Origin of the sequence: Rhodococcoides fascians NBRC 12155 = LMG 3623 (assembly GCF_001894785.1) — a bacterium.
Lineage (GTDB): Bacteria > Actinomycetota > Actinomycetes > Mycobacteriales > Mycobacteriaceae > Rhodococcoides > Rhodococcoides fascians.
In genome coordinates this window covers 118203-139901 of the sequence record NZ_BCWW01000007.1, presented here as the reverse complement: position 1 = coordinate 139901, position 21699 = coordinate 118203, and the positions used below count along the sequence as shown (strand labels likewise).

The following is a 21699-nucleotide window of genomic DNA, read 5'->3' as shown; positions in this document are numbered from 1 at the left end:
GTCACGACGACGCGATCACCGACTCCGCCCGTTGGATCAACGATGCCAGAGCGGTCGACAACCCCTCTGCACCGAGGGCGGGCAAGATGCCCGGAATCAGTGCGGACAGCGTGACCGTCACCAGAGCCTGCGGCTTCATCGCCGCGCCCATCGTCGCCGACATCTGCGTCAATTTGGCGTTCAGGGCAGCAAAATCGACACTCGTCGATTCGTGCTCGAGCGCCACCGCATCGGGCGTGGTCGCCGCTGCGTCGGCAATCAACTGCGGTAGGTCGTCGACCGTCTTCGGCTTGGCGCGCGGCGCGAACTCGGCCTTCTCCTCGTCCGTGAGGATGTCGATGGATCGCAGCACCACCTCGGGATCGGAGACGACCGTCCGCAGAATCTTCGACAGCCGCTCGGCGAACGTCGCTATCGTCGATTCGTCGAAGATCGACGTCGCGTAGGTGAACGTCGCCTCGATGTCCTGCAGCGCTCCGGTCTCGTCGAAGTTCTCGACAGCGGTCAGCTGAAGGTCGAACTTCGCCTGATCGTCGCCTGCCGGCAGCGCCTGCACCTGCAGGCCCGGCAACTCGAACGTGCCCGTTGCATGGTTCTGAAACGTCAACATCGCCTGGAACAGCGGTGTGTAGGCGCTCGACCGAGCGCGGCCGAGCGCATCGACCAGCCGCTCGAACGGAACGTCCGCGTGGCCGAACGCCGCGAGGTCCTTGTCCTTCGCCTGACGTACCAGGTCCAGGAACGTGCCGTTCGGATCGATCTGCGTGCGCAGCACCAACGTGTTGACGAACATGCCGACCAGGTCGTCCAGTTGCTCCTCGCCGCGTCCTGCGGTCGGGGTGCCGATGCTGATGTCCGACGAGTTGCTCAACCGGCCCAGCAGAACCGCGAACGCGCTGTGCACCACCATGAACGTCGTCGCCGCATGCTCGCGGGCGATCTTCTCTATGGCCGACGCCACGTCGGAACCGAACGTGAAGCCGTACGACGCGCCTTCCATGGTCGGTCGAGGTGGCCGTGGGCGATCGAGCGGCAGTGCCAGTTGTTCCGGCGCTCCCGCCAGCTCGGCGGTCCAGTAGGCCAGCTGCTTCGCCAGTGGACTGTCCGGGTCGTCCTCGCGGCCGAGTACGTCACGCTGCCACAGCGCGAAATCGGCGTACTGCACCGGCAGCGGTGCCCACGACGGCATCTCCCCCGCCACCCGAGCGGTGTAGGCGACCATGACATCGCGGATCAACGGCCCCATCGAGAACCCGTCGGCGGCGATGTGGTGAGCCACCACGGCGAGGACGTGTTCGTCGTCGCCGACCTGCAGTAGCGCAGCCCGGACCGGGACGGTCTTCGTCACGTCGAATCCCGCACCGAGGACGTCCGTCAGGCGGGACACCACGGCGTCCGGTGCCACCTGTTCGGGTTCGAGCTCCACCCCGACGTCGGCTACGCCACCGATCTGCTGCACCGGGCCGTCGACCGAATCGGGGTAGGCCGTCCGCAGAATCTCGTGGCGACCGAGCACATCGTCGAACGCGCCGCGGAGCGAGGCGATGTCGAGGGCACCGGTCAACCGCACCGCGACGGGGATGTTGTACGCGGACGAGCCCGGGTCGATGCGGTTGATCGTCCACATCCGTTCCTGGGCGATCGACAGGGGTAGTCGATCGGGACGCTCGCGCACCGTCAGTTCCCGACGGGCACCGCCGCCGACGAGCGGCGCGATGTGTGCAGCGAGGCCCGCCACCGTGGACGCCGCGAACACCGATCGCACGGGAATCTGCGCGTCGAGAGCCTGGCCGAGGCGCGAGACCAGTTGGGTTGCGATCAACGAGTTTCCGCCGAGGGCGAAGAAGTCGTCGTCCAGCCCCGCGCGGTCCAGCCCGAGCAGTTCGGCAACGGTCGTCGCGACGATCTCCTCGATCGGGGTGACCGGTGCGCGGAACTCGGTGGCCTCGAAGTGCGGCGCGGGCAGCGCCTTTCGGTCCAGCTTTCCGTTGGCATTGAGCGGTAGCGCTTCGAGCACCACGAATGCCGCAGGCACCATGTACGACGGAACGAGGTGCGAGAGTTCGGATTCGACGTGCGCGACATCGACGACCTCCCCGGCCCGGCCGACGACGTAGGCCACCAACTGGTCACCCATGGACTCGCCGCTGTGCACCACGACGGCCGAATCTGCCACTGCCGGCTGCGACCGCAGGGCCGCTTCGATCTCACCGAGCTCGATGCGGAATCCGCGAATCTTCACCTGGAAGTCGGCCCGATCGATGTACTCGAGGTGCGCCGGGGCCGGCGTTCCGTCGACGACGGGCACCCGCCAGCGCACCAGGTCGCCGGTGCGGTACATCCGAGAACCGTTCGCGTCGAACGGATTGGCGACGAATCGCTCCGACGTCAGGTCCGCGCGCCCGAAGTAGCCGCGCGCCAGCTGCGCGCCGGCCAGGTAGAGCTCGCCGCTGACACCCGCAGGCACCGGATGCAACCGCGAGTCCAACACGAACACCGTCGTGTTCGCCTCGGGAACACCGATCGGCACCGCGGTCGTATCGGCGTCCGTCACCGCGTGCGCGGTCACCGACACCGCTGCCTCGGTCGGCCCGTACAGGTTGTGCAGGTCGGTCGATCCGTTCCGCTTGCGGAACTCCTGTGCGACGGCAGCGGGCAGTGCCTCACCGATCGCCAGCACCCGCCGCAGGCTCGGCGATACCTCGCCCGCGGCGACGGTGCCGAGCATCGACAGCATCGACGGCACCAGGTGCAGTGTCGTCACCGACTGCGTGCGAATCAGCTCCAGCAGGTAGTCGGGGTCACGATGACCGTCGGCCTCGGCCACGACGAGCCGTCCGCCGGAGGTCAGCTGCGACCAGAACTCCCACACCGACAGGTCGAACGTGGCTGCGGTCTTGAGCAGCGCCGCGTCGGTCTCGTCGAGTGCGTACTCCGCACGCAGCCAGTTCAGCTGGTTGACGACGGCACCGTGCGAGACCGCAACGCCCTTCGGACGACCGGTCGATCCGGACGTGAAGATGACGTACGCGGTGTTGGCTGCGGTGAGCACCCCGGTGCGTTCGGACGCGTCCACCGGAACACCCGAGTAGGCATCGACGTCGAACCGGGCCAGATCCACGATCGGGGCAGCATCGGTGATCTCGGCACCCACATCGCCGGAGATCAGAATGCACGCAGGAGCGGCTGTCTCGAGGACCAACGCGTTGCGCTCGGCCGGCTGGTCCGGATCGATCGGAACGTACGCCCCGCCTGCCGTCGAGATGGCGTACATGCCGACGAGAAGATCGACCGAGCGCCGAATGGCAAGGCCGACAGGCACTTCCGGCCCGACACCCATGCCGATCAGGTGACGCGCGAGCTGCGAGACCCGCTCGGCGAACTCTCCGTACGTCACCACGCCGTCGTCGTGGACGAGTGCGACTGCAGCGCGGTCGCGTTCGGCGGCTGCACCGAACAGATCGGGAAGGGTCGTGTGTTCCACGGTTCCGAAATCGTGAACCGTGTCGTTCCAGTCCTCGACGATCGCGGTTCGCTCGCCGTCCAGCAGCACGTCGAGATCGCCGATGGGTGTCGACGGCGACGCCACGACGGCGGCCAGCACGGCCTCGAAGCGGGCCACGAGTGAACGGGCGGTGCTCTCGTCGAACAGATCCGTCGCGTACGTCAGCAGGGCATCGAAGCCACCTGCCGCGCCGTCGCCCTGCTGGGCATCGGACACGATCAGATGCAGATCGAACTGGGAGTTGCCGGTCTCGGTGTCGAGCGCCGAGATTTCCAACCCGTCGAGCTCGAACTCGCGGCGAGCGAAGTTCTGGAACGAGAAGCCGACCTGGAACAGCGGGTGCCGAGCCGTCGAGCGCGTGGGGTTGACCACGTCGACGAGCCGCTCGAACGGGATGTCCGAGTGGGCGAACGCCTGCAGATCGGTTTCACGCGCGGCGTCGAGGAGATCACCGAAGGTCGCCTCGCCCGGAACATCGAGTCGCAACACCAGGGTGTTGACGAACATGCCGACGAGGTTCTCGATCTCGGCCTCGCCGCGACCTGCGATGGGTGTACCCACGACGATGTCCGAGGACCCCGAGATCCGCGAAAGCAGCACTGCGAAGGCCGCATGCACGGCCATGAAGACGGTCGCGTTGTGCGCGCGGGCCAGTTCTGCGAGACGCGCGTGCGCGTCGACGTCGATTCGGAAATCGATGCGATTGCCGCGGAACGTCTGGCTCGCCGGACGCGGGCGATCGAGAGGTAGCTCGATCTGCTCGGGCAACTCCGACAGCGCGGCAGACCAGTGTCGAATCTGTTGCGCTGCAATCGATTCGGCGTCGTCCTCGGAGCCGAGAACGTCGCGTTGCCAGAGCGCGTAGTCGGCGTACTGCACCGGCAGCGGAGCCCATGCGGGATCGGACTTCCGGGTACGGGCGGCATAGGCCGTCATGACGTCGGTCGACAACGGCATCATCGACAGACCGTCGGCGCTGATGTGATGGACCACCATCGCCAGCACGAACTCGGTGTCGGAGACTCGGAACAGCGAGGTCTTCAACGGAACCTCTGCGGTCACGTCGAACGTCGACGCCAGCAGCTCCAGCACCCGAGCGGTCACCGATTCCGCGTCGGTGTCGATCACGTCGAGAGTCGTCGGCACCTGGGACATCGGCACGACCACCTGATGCGGTCCCTCGGGCGAATCCGGGTACACCGATCGCAGTGTCTCGTGCCGCTCGATGACGTCCGAGACCGCGCTCTGCAACGCGCCGACGTTCAGATCGCCGCTCAGGCGCAGAGCGAACGGGATGTTGTACGCCGTCGAGTCCGAGTCGAACCGGTTGAGGAACCACATCCGCTGCTGCGCGAGCGACAGTGGAACTCGATCGGGACGAGGCCCTGGCACCAGCGCCGGCCGCGCGCCCGAGCCCTGCTCGACCCTCGCGGCGAGTGCCGCGACCGTCGGGGCCTCGAACAATGCCCGAACCGGGACCGTCGTGTCGGCGGAGGAACCGAGTCGGGACACCACCTGGGTAGCCACCAAAGAGTTGCCGCCGAGTTCGAAGAAGTCGTCGTCGAGACCGACCCGGTCGAGACCGAGGACGTCGGCGAAAACCTCGGCGACCATGGACTCGATCGGAGTCGTCGGTTGCCTGAACTCACGGGTTCGTGCGGCCGGTTCGGGCAAGGCTCGCCGGTCCAGCTTTCCGTTGGTGGTCAACGGAATTGCGTCGAGCACCACGAACGCCGACGGGACCATGTACTCGGGGAGCTGCTCGGCCACCGACGCACGGACGGCGTCGACGTCGATCGTGGAACCGGTTGCGGGCACCAGGTAAGCAACAAGGCGCGCGGCACCGGGAGCGTCCTCGCGCACGATCACCGCGGCCTGTCCGACGGCCGGAGCCGACAGAACCGACGATTCGACTTCGCCCAGTTCGATGCGGAAGCCGCGGATCTTGACCTGATCGTCTGCGCGACCGACGAATTCGAGCTCACCGGTGGGCGACCACCGGGCGACGTCGCCGGTGCGATAAAGCACGGAACCGTCGCCTGCGAAGGGATCTGCCACGAATCGTGTCGCCGTCAGGTCCGGCCGACCCAGGTATCCCCGCGCCACCTGACCGCCCGAGACGTACATCTCTCCCGGGACACCCGCCGGCACGAGGCCGAGTCGCGCATCCAACACGTACACGGACAACCCGGAGATCGCCCGACCCACCAGTGACCCCGATGCCTCCGCGGCAGCCTGCGCATCGAGCGCCCGATGCGAGACGTGGACGGTGGTTTCGGTGATGCCGTACATGTTGACCAACTGTGGGGAACGATCGCCGTGCCGATCGAACCAACCGCTCAATCGACGCAGCTCCAACGCTTCTCCGCCGAAGACGACGTAGCGCAGTGCGTACTCGGCAGCACCCGATGCCGTGCGGTCGGCCTGGTCGAACTGGTAGAAAGCAGACGGGGTCTGGTTGAGCACGGTCACGCGTTCGCGAATCAACAACTCGCGGAGCGCTTCCGGCGACCTCGACGTGAAGTAGTCGACCACGACGACGGTGCCACCCGTGGTGAGCGGGCCCCACAGTTCCCACACGGAGAAGTCGAACGCGTACGAGTGGAACAGAGTCCAGACGTCGGCGGGACCGAAATCGAAGTGCCGCTGGGTGTTCGCCAGCAGGCGGACGACGTTGCGGTGCGGGACGACGACGCCCTTGGGGGTGCCGGTCGAACCCGAGGTGTAGATGACGTACGCAGCTTCTGCGGCCGTCACCGCGGGAAGGACGTCCGTTGCGAACCGGGACTCGTCCGCTGGGGTGTCCATGTCGACCCTGGGCAGTTCCGGCGGTAGCGCGACCTCGACACCGGTCCAGGTCAGTACCGCGGCGGGACGCGAGTCGGCGAGCACGAACTCGATGCGATCGGCCGGGTACGACGGATCGATCGGTACGTATGCACCTCCGGCCTTGAGCACCGCGAGCAGCGCCACCACGAGATCGGCCGTGCGAGGCAGTACGACTGCGACCGCGGATTCGCGGCCGACACCCTGTGCGACAAGAACTCTCGCCAGTGCCGTCGACTCGGTGTCGATGTCTCCGTACGTGCGCGAGCGACCGTCGAAGACGACGGCGGCAGCGTCCGGGTTCTCCGCGACCCTGGCCGCGAACAGGGAGACGATGGAGTCGGCAGAATCCGCGACCGCCGGTGCGTCCTGGGCAAGGGCGAGAACGTGATCGCGCTCGGCCGTATCCATCACCGGGATGTCCCCGACGGGCTGCTCGGCATCGGTGCCGACCGACTCCAGCACGCGGATCAGGCGCTCACCGAAAGCGCGGGCTGTGTCCTCGTCGTAGAGATCACGGGCGAACGTCACGTCGATGGCCGAGGTGCCGTCCGCCTGGTTCTCGGTGAATGTGAACTGGATGTCGAACTTCGCCGTCTCGACGTCGAGATCGACTCCGCGCACGGTCAGGCCCGGGAGCTCGAGTTCGGTCTGCTCCATGTTCTGCACGGTGAGCATCACCTGGATCAGCGGATGCCGCGCGGCCGACCTCGGTGGGTCGAGTACTTCGACGAGTCGCTCGAACGGCACCTCCGCGTGCGCGAACGCCGACAGATCGGTGTTGCGCGTACGGGCGAGTAGATCGGTGAAGGCAGCACCGGGATCGATCTCGGTGCGCAGCACGAGGGTGTTGACGAACATACCGATGACGTCGTCGAGTGCCGCCTCACCGCGACCGGCGACCGGAGTACCGATGGCGATGTCGGTTTCGCCCGACAACCGGGACAGCAACACCGCGAGAGCAGAGTGCAACACCATGAACAGTGAGCTCTGATTGGCGCGGGCTACCGCGCCGAGGCGCGCATGCGTCTGCGCATCGAGCGTCAACCGAATGTTGCCGCCGCGGTAGGACGACCGATCGGGACGCACTCGGTCGCCGGGGAACGTGCTCTCGTCCGGCAGTCCCGACAGCGTTCGCGTCCAGTGTCGGATCTGGCCGGACACCGGTGAATCGGGATCGCTCTCGGAACCGAGCACGGTCTGCTGCCACAGGGTGTAGTCGGCGTAGCGAACCGCGAGCGGTGCCCAACCCGGTTCGCTTCCTGCACTCCGGGCCGCGTACGCGATCATGAGGTCGCGAGTCATCGGTCCGATCGAGAAACCGTCTGCGGCAATGTGATGTGTGGCCAAGGCCAGCACATACCGGTTCGAGTCGAGCTCGAGCAGGATGGCACGGAGTGGGGGTGCGGCCGTGACGTCGAAACCCTGCACGAAGAACTCGGCCAGGGCGGCGGTGACGTCGTCGGCGGTGACCTTCGTCGGTGCCAGCTCCGGAGCTACCTGCGCTGCGGGGACGATGACCTGAGAGGCCACCCCGTCCACCTCGGGGTAGACGGTGCGCAGCGATTCGTGCCGTTCAATCACGTCGGCCACGGCAGAGCGCAGCGCGACGACGTCGAGGTCACCGATCAGTTCGATGGCGACGGGCAGATTCTCCGTTGCCGAATCGACGTCGAAACGGTTGAGGAACCACATCCGGCGCTGGGCGAGCGACAGCGGAACGAAGTCCGGCAACTCGGTGCGCACGAGAGGAATCTTTCGTCCCGATCCCGAGAGTTCGTCCAGCTTCGCCGCGAGAGCCGCCACCGTCGACGCCTCGAAGATGGTCCGAACACTGACCGTGGTGTCCGTCGCGGCACCGATGCGCGACGCCACCCTGGTCGCCACGAGCGAGTTACCGCCGAGAGCGAAGAACTCGTCGTCGGCTCCGACGACATCGACGCCGAGCACGTCGCGGAACACCTGCGACACCACGATTTCCGACGTGGTCGTCGGAGCGCGGAAGGCACGCTGCTCGATATCCGGTGCCGGGAGCGCGCGCCGGTCGAGCTTGCCGTTGGCGGTCAGCGGAAGTGCGTCGAGCACGACGGTCGCAGCCGGAACCATGTACCCGGCGAGCGAGCGGGCGGCGAACGCCGTCAGGTCGGCCACGTCGACGGTCGCACCGGAGGCGGGGACCACATAGGCGACCAGTTGATCTCCGGCGACGGCCGTCTGCCGAACCAGCACCACGGCCGACTCCACCGACGGGTGCCGGCGCAGCACGGTCTCGATCTCCCCGAGTTCGATGCGCAGACCACGCAACTTGACCTGGAAGTCGGTGCGGCCCAAGTACTCCAGACGCCCGGTGTGAGACGAGGACTCCCGCCAGCGCACCAGATCGCCGGTGCGGTACATGCGAGAACCCGGTTCGCCGAACGGATCCGGCAGGAATCGATCTGCCGTCAGATCCACTCGGCCGAGGTAGCCGCGGGCCAGTTGGACTCCGGCGAGATAGAGCTCACCTGCGACTCCGGGAGCAACCGGGGACAGTCGGGAGTCGAGGACGTACGTTCTGGTGTTCCACACCGGAACACCGATCGGAACCAGGTCGACGTCCGCCTCGGACACCTCGTGATAGGTGACGTCGACAGCCGCTTCGGTGGGTCCGTAGAGGTTGTGCAGCGCCACGCCCGGCAGGACGCGTCGGACGCGTTCGCCGACCTCGGCGGGCAGCGCCTCACCGGAGGCGAAGAGAGTCCGCAGCGACGCGGCTGCAGACGACGACTCGGCTGCGACGACGGAGACGAAGACCTCGAGCAACGACGGCACGAAGTGCGCCGTCGTGACCGACTGCGCCTCGATGGTCTCGAGCAGGTACTGCGGGTCTCGGTGCCCGTCCGGCTTCGCGATGACCAGCGTCGCCCCGATCTGCAACGGCCAGAACAGTTCCCACACCGACACGTCGAACGTGACAGGGGTCTTCTGCAACACGACATCGTCGGCGACGAGCTCGTATTCCGACTGCATCCACAGCAGACGGTTGACGATTGCCTCGTGTGTGACGGCCACGCCCTTCGGCTGCCCGGTCGACCCGGACGTGAAGATGACGTATGCGGTGTTCGTCGGTGCGAGTGCACCGATTCGGTCCGCGTCGGTGATCGGTGCATCGGAGACGCCCGACAGGTCGAGAACGTCGATGTCGATCACGTCGAGCCCGTCGGCATCCACCGAGTCTCGTGACGTGCTCAGTACGCACACCGGTGCCGCGGTGCGCAGGATGTGCGCAATTCGCTCGGCAGGCTGATCCGGGTCGATCGGTACGTAGGCACCGCCCGCCGCGACGATCGCGTGAATTCCGACGAGGAGCTCCACCGAACGACGGGCGGCGATCGCCACGGTGGTCTCGGGGCCGACACCACGATCGACGAGGTACCGGGCAAGACGAGCCACCCGTGCGTCGAACTCGCCGTAGGACACCGACTCGTCACCGAATACCAGTGCGGTTCCGTCGGATTCGACCGACCGCCCGAGGGAGGCCAGCGTCTGTGACCGGTCGACGTCGTGGTCGGTGTCGTTCCAGTCGTCGAGCACGCGCTTGTACTCGACGTCGTCGAGCAGTTCGATGTCGCCCACGACGGTCGAGAGGTTGTCTGCGACGGATTCGAGGACCTTGATCAGACGCTCACCCAGGGTGACCACCGTGGACTCGTCGAACAGGTCGGTGGCGTAGGTGACATCGAACGTCATACCCTGCGCCGCGCCACTGGGTCCGAACGATTCGACGAACGTGAACTGCAGGTCGAACAGTGCAACCAGGGTCTCGAAGTCGACGCCCGAGACCGACAGTCCCGGTAGTTCGAGATCCTTCTGCCCCAGGTTCTGGAACGCGAGCACCACCTGCACGAGGGGATGACGAGCCGTGGAACGTACCGGGTTGAGGATCTCCACCAGACGCTCGAACGGAACGTCCACGTGTGCCAGCGCCGACAGATCGGTCTCGCGAGCATCGGCGAGTACCTGGTCGAACCTGCGCGCGGTGTCGATCTCCGTTCGGAGCACGAGGGTGTTGACGAACATGCCGATCAGGTCGTCGAGCGCCGCCTCACCGCGGCCCGCGACCGGTGTGCCGATCGCGATGTCGGTCTCGCCGGACAGCCGCGACAGCAGTACCGCGAGGCTGGTGTGCACCAGCATGAACAGCGACGCGTTCTCACGTCGGGACGCCTCGATCAGAGCGCGATGCAGTTCTCCGTCGATCGAGAAACGCACCAGCGCACCGCTGTTCGATGCCACCGCCGGCCTGGGACGGTCGGAGGGCACATCGAGCTGATCCGGCAGACCGGCCAACGTCGTCGTCCAGTAGTCGATCTGCTGCGAGACCACGGACGTGGGGTCGTCCTCGGAGCCCAGCACCTCGCGCTGCCACAGGCTGTAGTCGGCGTAGTCGACCGGAAGCGGAGTCCAGTACGGCTCCTGGTTCATCGACCGCGCCGCATAGGCATTCATGACGTCGCGAGTGAGCGGGCCGAGCGAGAAACCATCGGCGGCGATGTGGTGCACCACGAACACCAGCAGGTGCTCGGTGGGGCTCACCTCGAACAACCGAGTACGGAACGGGAGGTCCTTCGACAGGTCGAATCCTGTCGTCGCCAGCTCGCGCATGGCATCGGCCACCTGATGCGCGGAAATTTCGATCGGCGTCAATTCCGGTGTCGCCGACTGCGCGTCGACGATCACCTGATGAGCCGTGCCGTCGGTCTCCGGGAACACCGTCCGCAGAGACTCGTGCCTGGCGACGACGTCCGCGACCGCAATCTGCATGGCCCGGCGGTCGAGCAGACCGGACAACCGGACGGCGATCGGGATGTTGTTGGCCGCCGATTCGACGTCGAACTTGTTGAGGAACCACATCCGCTGTTGCGCCAGCGACAGCGGAATGTGCTGCGGACGCTGCTGCGGTACCAGCGGCGGCCTGCTGCCGGTGGCGACCAGGGTGCCCAGTCTGGCTGCGAGGTCGGCCACCGAGGACGCGTCGAACAGCTCGCGAACGGCGATCCGGGTGTCCAGCGCGACGCCGAGTCGGGACACGAGTTGCGTTGCGATGAGCGAGTTTCCGCCCAGCTCGAAGAAGTCGTCGTCGAGACCCACGCGCTCGACGCCCAGCACCTGGGCGTACACCTCGGCGACGGTGCGTTCGATGTCGTTGGTCGGTTCGCGGTACTCGGTGACCTCGAATGCGGGGTCGGGCAACGCCTTTCGGTCGAGCTTTCCGCTGGCACCGAGCGGGAACTCGGGCAGCACGATCAGTGTCGACGGCACCATGTACTCCGCCAGACGGCCGCGTAGCGCCGACAGAACGGCTCCGGTGTCGACCGACACCCCCGAAGGAACCACGTATCCGACGAGTTGGTCGCGGCGGACCACGACTACGGCTTGAGAGACCGACCGCTGGGCGAGCAGCGCCGTTTCGATCTCACCCAGTTCGATGCGCAGGCCGCGCAACTTGACCTGGAAGTCGGAACGTCCGACGTATTCGAGCTCGCCGTCGCGATTCCAGCGCACGACGTCGCCGGTGCGGTACAGCCGCGCGCCGCCATCGGCGAACGGGTGAGCGACGAACCTGTCCGCGGTCAGGTCGGGGCGTCCCACATAGCCGCGCGCGAGCTGGGTGCCGGCGAGATAGAGCTCACCTGCAACACCGACCGGGGTGGGATGCAGTCGCGAATCCAGCACGTAGACAGCAGTGTTCCAGACCGGAGCACCGATCGGCATGACGTCGGAGTCCGAATCCGTGACCGCGTGGTACGTCACGTCCACGGCCGCCTCGGTCGGTCCGTACAAGTTGTGCAGTTCCACCGAGGCGACCGCACGCCGCAGTGCGCGAGCGGTGGTGGGCGGTAGCGCCTCGCCGGAGGCGAACATCAGTCGGAGCGAGGCTCCCGCGCTGCGACGCCGCTCGACTTCGGGTACGAACACCGACATCATCGACGGCACGAAGTGCACCACCGAAACACGTTCGCGCGCAATGACATCGAGCAAGTAGATGGGATCCCGGTGACCGTCCGGAACGGCGATCACCACCGAGGCACCCACCTGAAGCGCCCAGAAGAACTCCCATACCGACACGTCGAACGTGGACGGCGTCTTCTGCAGCACCACGTCGCGTGGAGTCAGGGCGTATTCGCCCTGCATCCACAGCAGTCGGTTGACGATCGCGTCGTGCGACACCCCGACACCCTTGGGACGGCCCGTCGAACCCGACGTGAAGATGACGTACGCGAGGTTCCGCGAACGCAGTGGGGCGCGTCGGTCGTTGTCGCGCAACGGTTCCGACGACAGGCTCGAAGTATCGAGCGTGTCGATGTCGATCGTGTCGACGTCGGGGAATTCGACGTGATCGCGCACGGTGGACAACACCCGGATCGGTGCCGCGGTGGCCACGATGTAGTCGTTGCGATCCGCCGGTTGGGTCGGGTCGATCGGCACGTATCCGGCCCCGGCCTTGACGATCGCGTACATGCCGACGAACAGGTCGAGGCTGCGGGCGATAGCGAGGCCGACCAACGTGTCGGGCCCGACGCCCAGCGAGACCAGATGGCGCGCAAGACGGTTGACGCGTGCATCGAACTCGGCGTACGTCAGCCGCTCACCTTCGAAGACCAGCGCAGTTGCGTCCGGGGTCAGGGCGACCTGTCGGTCGAACAGGTCCACCAGAGTGATGTCGGCGGGGACCTCGTGTTCGGTGTCGTTCCATTCGTCCACCACGCGGTCGTGCTCGCCGTCGTCGAGCAGATCGATGTCTCCGACGGCCACCGACGAATCGGCCACCACGGCCGTGAGCATCCGTACGAACCGGTCGGCGAACCCGCGAACGGTGTCGGCATCGAAAAGGTCTGTCGCGTAGGTCAGTTCGGCGGCCATGCCCTGTCCGCGGCCGTCCAGTCCGATCGACTCGGTCACGGTGAGCTGCAGGTCGAACTTGGCGATTTCGGCATCGAGGGCGACGCTGTCCACCGACAGGCCCGGCAGGTCGACGTGTGTTCGGGTGAGGTTCTCGAACGAGAGCATGACCTGGAACAGCGGGTGTCGAGCTTGCGACCGCGACGGGTTGAGGACCTCGACCAGACGCTCGAACGGTAGATCGGCGTGGCCGAAGGCTCCGAGCGCGACTTCGCGCGCGCGGCCGATCTGTTCGGAGAACGTGCGTCCGGAGTCGATGTCGGTGCGCAGAACGAGCGTGTTGACGAACATGCCGACGACGTCGTCGAGCGCTGCGTCACCGCGGCCGGCGACCGGAGTACCGATGGCGATGTCCTCGGTGCCCGACAGTCGGGCCAGAAGCACGGCCAGTGCGGCGTGGACGACCATGAACAGCGATGCGTTGTGGGTATGTGCCAGAGCGGACAGGCCCTGGTGCACATCGGCAGGCACGTCGAATCCGATGGAGGAGCCCTGGTAGGACTGGCGACTGGGGCGCGGCCGGTCGGTCGGCAGATCGAGCTGGTCGGGTAGGCCGGCGAGGATGTCGGCCCAGTAGTTCACCTGACCGGAGATCAACGACTGCGGATCGTCCTCGGAGCCCAGCACCGAACGCTGCCACAGGCTGTAGTCGGCATACTGCACTTCCAACGGCATCCAGGCCGGGTTCTCCCACGCGGTGCGCGAGGCGTAGGCGATCATGATGTCCCGGGCCAGCGGTCCCATCGACCAGCCGTCGGCCGAGATGTGGTGCACCACCATGGCGATCACGTGCTCGCGTGGGCCGATCTCGAACAGTCGCGCCTGGATCGGAACGTTGACGGTCACGTCGAACGTCGTCGACGCGAGCGCGAAGACCTGTCGCTGAATGTCGGCGGCCGAGGTCGGAATCGGCATCAGGTTCGGCACCGTCTGAGCGGCGTCGAGAATGGACTGCTGCGGTCCGTGCGCGGTGTCGGGATAGACGGTGCGCAGCGACTCGTGCCGGTCGATCACATCCATGATGGCGACCTGCAGTGCCGCGACATCCAGGTCGCCGGTCAGCTTCAGCGCGAACGGAATGTTGTATGCGGCGGAGTCGACGTCGAACCGGTTGAGGAACCACATGCGTTGCTGCGCAAGCGACAACGGGATGCGCTCCGGCCGGACCGTCGCGACCAGTGCAGTCCGGCCGCCCTCCCCCGCCGCCTGTTCGACGCGCACCGCGAGCAGTGCAACCGTCGACGCCTCGAACAGCATGCGCACCGGCACGGTGGCGTCGAGTGCCACTCCGAGCCGCGAGACCACCTGGGTGGCGATCAGCGAGTTACCGCCGAGCTCGAAGAAGTCGTCGTCCAGTCCTACCCGCTCGACGCCGAGAACCTCGGCGAAGACGTCGGCGACGATCTCTTCGATCGGTGTCGTCGGTGCGCGGAAATCTCGCACCTCGAACACCGGCGCAGGCAGTGCGCGCCGGTCCAGCTTTCCGTTGACCGTCAACGGAATCGTCTCCAGCGCAACGAATGCCGACGGAACCATGTACTCCGGCAACAGTTCGGCGATACCGGTTCGCAAATCCTCGAGGTCGAGGGTCGGCCGACCGTTCGCCACCGCCGAGACCACGTAGGCGACCAACCGGGCCGCCCCGGGCGAATCCTCACGGACGACGACGGCGGCCTGGGTGACGGCGGGGTGCGCGGTGACCGCGGCCTCGACCTCGCCCAACTCGATTCGGAAGCCGCGCACCTTGACCTGATCGTCGGAGCGGCCCAGATATTCGAGCTCGCCCGACGCGTTCCACTGCGCCAAATCGCCGGTGCGATACAGCAACGACCCGGCATCGGAGCCGGAGGCGAACGGATCGGCCACGAACCGCACCGCGGTGAGCGGCGCGCGTCCCAGGTATCCGCGCGCCAATTGTCCACCGGCAACGTACATCTCGCCGGGCACCCCGACCGGGACCGGATGGAGCCGGGTATCGAGAACGTAGACGCGCAGCCCAGCGATCGGCTTGCCGACCACCGATGCGGTCGTTGCGACGGACGCGGAGCCCAACGCTTGATACGACACGTGCACCGTGGTCTCGGTGATGCCGTACATGTTGATCAGCTGCGGTGCACGATCGCCGTGCCGCTCGAACCAGCCGCTCAATCGACGCTGTTCGAGGGCCTCGCCGCCGAAGATCACGTAGCGCAGAGACAGCTCGCCGCCGGTCGAGGCCGCCGTGCGATCGGCCTCGGACAGTTGGTAGAACGCCGACGGAGTCTGGTTGAGCACCGTCACCCGTTCGTCCACGAGCAGCTGATGGAACGCTTCGGGTGAGCGCGAGGTGAAGTAGTCGACGACCACCAGAGTGCCGCCGTACAGCAACGGACCCCACAGTTCCCACACCGAGAAGTCGAACGCGTAGGAATGGAACATCGTCCACACGTCGTCGGCTCCGAAGCCGTAGACCGCATCGGTGTTCGCGAGCAGCCGAACCACGTTGCGGTGCGGCACCAGAACACCCTTGGGGCGACCGGTCGACCCCGAGGTGTAGATGACGTACGCGACGTTGGTGGGGCGAAGCGGGCGAATGCGATCGGTGTCGGTCACCGGTGCGCCCGAGATCGACGACAGATCGACCGTGTCGATGTCGACGAATGTTGCGCCGATGCGAGATTCGACGTCCGCGGGCAGCTCGATCGGGTCCGTTCCCGAGAAGAGAATCGATGTCGGACGCGCATCGTCGAGCATGTACTCGACGCGGTCCAGCGGGTAGCTCGGATCGACGGGGAGGTAACCGCCACCGGCCTTCACGACCGCAACCAGCGCGACGACGAGTTCCGCCGACCTCGGTAAGGCGACCGCGACGAGGCTCTCGGGGCCGACGCCGTGTGAGATCAGTACGCGGGCAAGGCGATTGGTCCGAGCATCGAACTCGGCGTACGTCAGCGACGTGTCGCCGAAGCGCACGGCCACTCCGTCCGGCTGTGCCGAGGCCGCAGCGTCGAGCAGGTCGATCAACGTCACGTCGCGAGAGACGTCCGGCCCGGACACGTTCCAGGTGGACACGACGGACTCGTATTCGGCGGCGTCCACGATGTCGACGTCGCCGACCGGAACCGACGCGTCGGTGGTGACTGCGTCCAGAATTCCGAGGAAGCGCCGCGCGAAGCTGTCGACCAGATCTGCGTCGAACAGATCGGTCGCGTATTCGAACACCGCATCGATACCCGCGGCAGTTCCGTCGACCTGGTGCTCGGTGAGCCAGAGCTGGAGGTCGAATTTCGCTATCGGGACGTCGAATTCGGCGGCCACGGCGCGGAGCCCGCCGACGGTGAGTTCACGAGACATGGCCGATTCCAGGGAGAGCGCCACCTGGAACAACGGGTGCCGTGATGTCGAGCGGACCGGATTGAGAACCTCGACCAGGCGCTCGAACGGAACGTCGGCATGCGCGAACGCCGACAGGTCCGTGTCGCGGACGCGAGCGAGCAGCTGCTCGAACGACAGTGCCGGATCGACATCGGTACGAAGTACCAACGTGTTGACGAACATTCCGACGAGGTCGTCGAGTGCAGGCTCACCGCGACCGGCCACCGGCGCGCCGATGGCGATGTCGGTGGTGCCGCTCAGTCGAGCCAGCAACAGCGCGTACGCCGACTGCATCACCATGAACAGCGACGAGTTGTTCGCGCGGGCGAGATCGGCCAGAGCACTGTGCAACCGGGCCGGAATCTCGATGCGCAGCTTGCTGCCTGCGTTGGACGACACGGCGGGGCGGGGCCTACTCGACGGCAGCGCCAGCTGATCGGGTAGATCCTCGAGTGTGGCACTCCAATAGGCGATTTCGCGTGCAGCGAGCGAATGCGGATCGGTTTCGGGACCGAGTACCGCACGCTGCCAGAGCGCGTAGTCGGCGTACTGGACCTCGAGCGGCGTCCACTCGGGAGCGCGGCCCTGTATCCGGCTCGAGTAGGCCAGCAGGACGTCGCGCGCCAACGGTCCGAAGGAGGCTCCGTCGGCAGCGATGTGGTGCAGGACCATCGCCAGTTCGTACTCGGTGGGCGACATCTCGAACAGCGCGATTCGGAACGGCGTGTCGATCGTGACGTCGAAGCCCTTGGCCACCAACTCGTGCAGTCGGCCACCGAGCTCGTGCCGTTCGATGCGGATCGGGGTGATCGTGGCCGGTGTCCTGGCCGCGTTGAGCACGACCTGCTCGGGCGATCCGTCCACTTCCGGGTACACCCGTGTCGTTCCACGACGTCCGCGAATGCGGCCGACAGGGCACTCACGTCGAGTGGACCGCTCAGATGGACCGAGAACGGCAGGTTGTACACCGCAGTGGCCGGATCGAACCGGTTGAGGAACCACATGCGTTGCTGTGCGGGCGAGAGTGGGATGCGCTCGGGGCGTTCCCGGGATTCGAGGATCGGGGTGTCGGATCCGCGGCCGGCAGCCGACTCGGCCCGGGCAGCCAGTGCGCCGACGGTGGGGGCCTCGAACAGCTCGCGCACTCCCAGGCGTACTCCGAGTGCGCCGCCGACTCGTGTCACCAATTGTGTGGCGATCAGCGAGTTGCCGCCGAGCTCGAAGAAGTCCTCGTCCAGACCGACCTTGGACGCGCCGAGCAGGTCCTCGTAGATTCCGGCGACGACGTATTCTGCGCGACTCTGCGGTGCTCGGTACTTCTTGGCGCTGGTGAACACCGGCTCCGGCAACGCTTTTCGATCGAGCTTTCCGCTGGTGTTGAGCGGCAGCGCATCGAGCACGACCACTGCTGCGGGAACCATGTAGGACGGCAGCGCATGCCCGGCGAATTCGATGGCCTCGGCGGAGTCGATGGACTTCCCCGGCCCGGCGACGACGTAGGCGACGAGTTGGTCGCCGGTGACCGTCTGCACGACCAATGTCACTGCCTGCGAGATGGATTCGTGTGCGAGCAGGACGGTTTCGATCTCGCCCAGCTCGATGCGCTGGCCACGGAACTTCACCTGGAAGTCGGTGCGTCCGATGTAGTCCAGCACTCCGTCGCTGCGCCACCGAACGAGGTCGCCGGTGCGATACATCCGCTCTCCGGCGTCGCCGAAGGGGTTGGCCACGAACCGATCCGAGCTCAGGTCGGGGCGACCCACGTAGCCCCGCGCCAGCTGAACGCCCGCGAGGTAGAGCTCGCCCGCTTCTCCCACCGGAGTGGGTCGCAGCCGGCTGTCCAGTACGAAGGCGCGGGTGTTCCACTCGGGCACACCGATCGGGACGGTTCGCGTGTCCTGTGGGCTGCTCTCGTGGTACGTCACCGAGACCGCAGCCTCGGTGGGACCGTAGAGGTTGTGCAGTCCCGCGGCGCAGACGGATCGGAATGCTGCCGCCGTCTCGACCGGAAGCGCCTCGCCGATCACGAAGACATGACGCAGCGAAGCACAGGTGTTGGCCGGCGCGTTGGCGACGAACACGGTCAGCATCGAGGGCACGAAGTCGGTGACCGTGACGCGATGCTCGGCGATCCTGTTCGCCACATAGACCGAGTCGCGGTGCCCGTCGGGGGTGGCGAGCACCATCGTCGCGCCCACTCGCAGCGGCAGGAAGAAACCCCACAGCGAGACGTCGAACGTCGTCGCCGTCTTCTGCAGATAGACATCGGTGGTATCCATCGGATACTCCGCCAGCATCCACTCCATCTGATTGTGGATGGCGGCATGCTCCACGGCGACGCCCTTCGGGCGGCCGGTGGAGCCGGAGGTGTAGATGACGTACGCGGTGTTCGAAACACGAAGCGGCGCAATCCGTTCCGCGTCGTCGACCGGAGCGGACGAACGGGCGGACAGGTCGACCAGATCGACGGCGACCGTGTCGGTGCCCTCGGGCAGCGACACGTCGTCACGCGACGAGATCAGTACGCACCGAGGCTGCGCGGAGTCGAGGATGTAGGCCGTGCGTTCGGCAGGATGATCCGGGTCGATCGGTACCCACGCTCCGCCTGCCGCCACGATGGCGTACATGCCGACCACGAGATCGAACGAGCGTCGAATGGACAATCCGACGAGGGTCTCCGGGCCGACGCCCATGTCGATCAGATGGCGAGCGAGGCCGTTCACCCGCGCCGACAGTTCTCCGTAAGTCAGGACGTCGCCCTCGTACACCAGAGCCGTGGCGTCGGGACGAGCGGCCGCGGCAGCCTCGAAGGCGGTGAGCAGAGTGCTGGGCGTCGTCTCGTGTTCGGTGTGGTTCCACTCGGAGACGACCAGTGCGCGCTCGGATCCGTCGGTCAGAGCCAGGTCCCAGACGAGGTCCGTCGGGGCTGCTGCCACGAAACGGCCGAGGAAGTCGACGAACCGCTCGTGATTGCGGCCGGACTGATCGGGGCCGTACAGGTTGGGGTTGGACTCGAAGTCGATGTGGGTCGTGGCCCCGGCGACGCTCGTGTAGAGGTTCAGTCCGAAGTCCTCGATGAGGCCGGTGGAGAGGATGTTGATCCCGCCGACCATCGATCCCAGGCGCACCTCGCCGAAGAACAGCATGATGTTGACCCAGGGACCGAAGAACGCAGCTTGACCGCTTGCGCCGCCTGCGTCGCGGCGAATGTCCTCGTGCCGGTACCGCTGGTGGCGCAGTGCACCGGAGACCTCGGCGTTGACGCGCGCCAGCATCGTTTCGACGGTGGTGTCGCCCGAGACGTCGAACCGCAGCGGCACCACGTTGGACACCATGCCGCCGGAGCGGCGCAGTACCGCGGTGGTTCGCGCGGTCACCGGCAGTGACAGCACGACGTCCTCGCGGCCGGTCATCTGGGCCAGATACGCCGCGAACGCGGCGATGACGATGGTCGCCATCGTCGTGTCGGTCTCGACGCGCAGGGCATCGAGACTGCTCATCGTGTCGGCAGACAGAGCGGTGCTGTCGATCTGACTCTTCGGGGCCGGCGGAGCGGTGTGCCCGGCGAGGGTGGTGACTCCGTCGATTCCGTCGATCCGCGACGCCCAGTACTCGCGATCGGCCTGGAAGCGGCTCGAATCGCGGTAGGACATCTCGATGTCGTAGACCTTGGTCAGATCCGAGGCCAGGTTCTTCGTCGGTTCGGTGCCCTCGACCTCGGACGTGTACAACTCCGCAGCGCGGTTCATGAAGGTCACGGCACCGAAGCCGTCGAGAACGACGTGGTGCACGCGCTCGTACCAGAACCAGACATCGTCCTCGATACGCAGGACGGTGGCGGCGATCAGTCGATCGCGAAGAATGTCGATCGGAGCGCTGTAATCGGCGTGCATCCACTCGAGGGCGGCCGCGCGAGGGTCGTTCTCGCCGCGCAGATCCACCAGTCCGAGCGAGTCGTCCAGGGTGGGGTCGACGATCTGTCGTGGCTCCGCGTCGATCTCGGTGATACGGACGAAACCGGACTGCAGTTCGAGGGCTGCGCGTGACGATGCGCGCCGCAACAGTTCGACGTCGAGATCACCGCGCAGTTCGACGTACTGCGCGATGTTGGCGGGTACCGAGGGGTCCACGTGCTGCGCGAACCACATCCCCAATTGGGCCGGTGACAGTGGGAACGAGGGATGCTGCCGACTGTCGACTCCCGTGTCGTCGTCTCCAGCACCTTCCACACCTAGCGGGTCCAATCGATTCCTCTCTTTCCCACAATCACACGCGCCCCCACCGGCCGCCGAAGCGGCGGACAACGATGGGCACCGAACACATCGAGCAAGCTGACTACGTCGATCTCTATTTTCTCACCATGAACAACTCGGAAGTTACCTTTCAGTACTTATCCGTCGAGATGGGCCGGACCGTTACATGCCCAGCACGCGTCGAGAGCACCCGCCCCCGTACGTGCAGAACCGGTGGCTGGATTCGGCACCCGGCCAATCTACAGGCCCGCACGCGCGGAGTTCGTCGGTTGTCACGCCGTCATGTCGAAAGCGGCAATCACCTTGGTAGGTACCAAACGAACGATCAATTCGCCCGGAACTCCATTGCGTCTGCCGAACTCCTCCCCTCTGTCGCGGCCCATGTACCGCGCTCCGATCTCGGTGGCCGTACGCACCAGTTCTCGGGGATCCTCGTCGATCGAGGCAACGCCCTGCACCTGCACGAACCCGTACGGCGGCTCTTCGAGATCGACGGTCAACACGATCCGAGGGTCCCTGCGAATCGCTCGCCCCTTGGCGGTATCGGCTCCGGTGTTGAACACGATGGAATCGTCCTCGACGACGAACCAGATCGGGGCGACCAGGGGCCGTCCGTCCGAAGCGAGGTAGCCGACCTTTCCGGTGCGGGTACCTGCCGACAGAAACTCTCGCACGCGTGGATCGGTGAAAGACGTCATCGATGTCACGCTACTCGGCCGGACCGACAGGTTCACGTCACCGACGAACTCGGCCAGGACGTGCCGCTCGATCGACGATGCTGTGCCGGGCACCGTCCGCATATCTCGCGCGTCGAATCGA

Annotated in this window: 2 protein-coding genes, 1 tRNA gene and 4 pseudogenes; 1 reads left to right on the top strand and 6 read right to left on the bottom strand. The window is 66.3% G+C overall.

Annotated elements, in window-relative coordinates:
- Position 1 precedes the first annotated feature (1 nt).
- Positions 2 to 10906, bottom strand: coding sequence for a non-ribosomal peptide synthetase (locus RFA01S_RS27830; RefSeq protein ID WP_155290494.1), 10905 nt, complete (start codon positions 10904 to 10906; stop codon positions 2 to 4).
- Here RFA01S_RS27830 and RFA01S_RS27825 point away from each other — a divergent pair.
- Positions 10859 to 10965 (top strand) — tRNA-OTHER (locus tag RFA01S_RS27825). The two genes, RFA01S_RS27830 and RFA01S_RS27825, sit on opposite strands and share 48 nt — an antisense overlap.
- Positions 10966 to 11371: 406 nt before the next feature.
- Here the strand turns inward: RFA01S_RS27825 and RFA01S_RS28655 are convergent.
- The 5 genes and pseudogenes from RFA01S_RS28655 to RFA01S_RS15920 all read right to left on the bottom strand — a co-directional run.
- Positions 11372 to 11635 (bottom strand): annotated as a pseudogene (locus RFA01S_RS28655) (phosphopantetheine-binding protein); the annotation flags it as partial.
- Positions 11621 to 14398: pseudogene (locus tag RFA01S_RS28650) on the bottom strand (non-ribosomal peptide synthetase); the annotation flags it as partial. The pseudogenes RFA01S_RS28650 and RFA01S_RS28655, both read right to left, overlap by 15 nt.
- Before the next feature lie 132 nt (positions 14399 to 14530).
- Positions 14531 to 19410, bottom strand: a pseudogene (locus RFA01S_RS28645) (amino acid adenylation domain-containing protein); the annotation flags it as partial.
- Between the two features lie 180 nt (positions 19411 to 19590).
- Positions 19591 to 20775, bottom strand: a pseudogene (locus tag RFA01S_RS28640) (condensation domain-containing protein); the annotation flags it as partial.
- A gap of 377 nt (positions 20776 to 21152) precedes the next feature.
- Complete coding sequence (locus RFA01S_RS15920) at positions 21153 to 21578, bottom strand: PPOX class F420-dependent oxidoreductase (protein WP_027496298.1); 426 nt, start codon at positions 21576 to 21578, stop codon at positions 21153 to 21155.
- Positions 21579 to 21699: the final 121 nt, after the last annotated feature.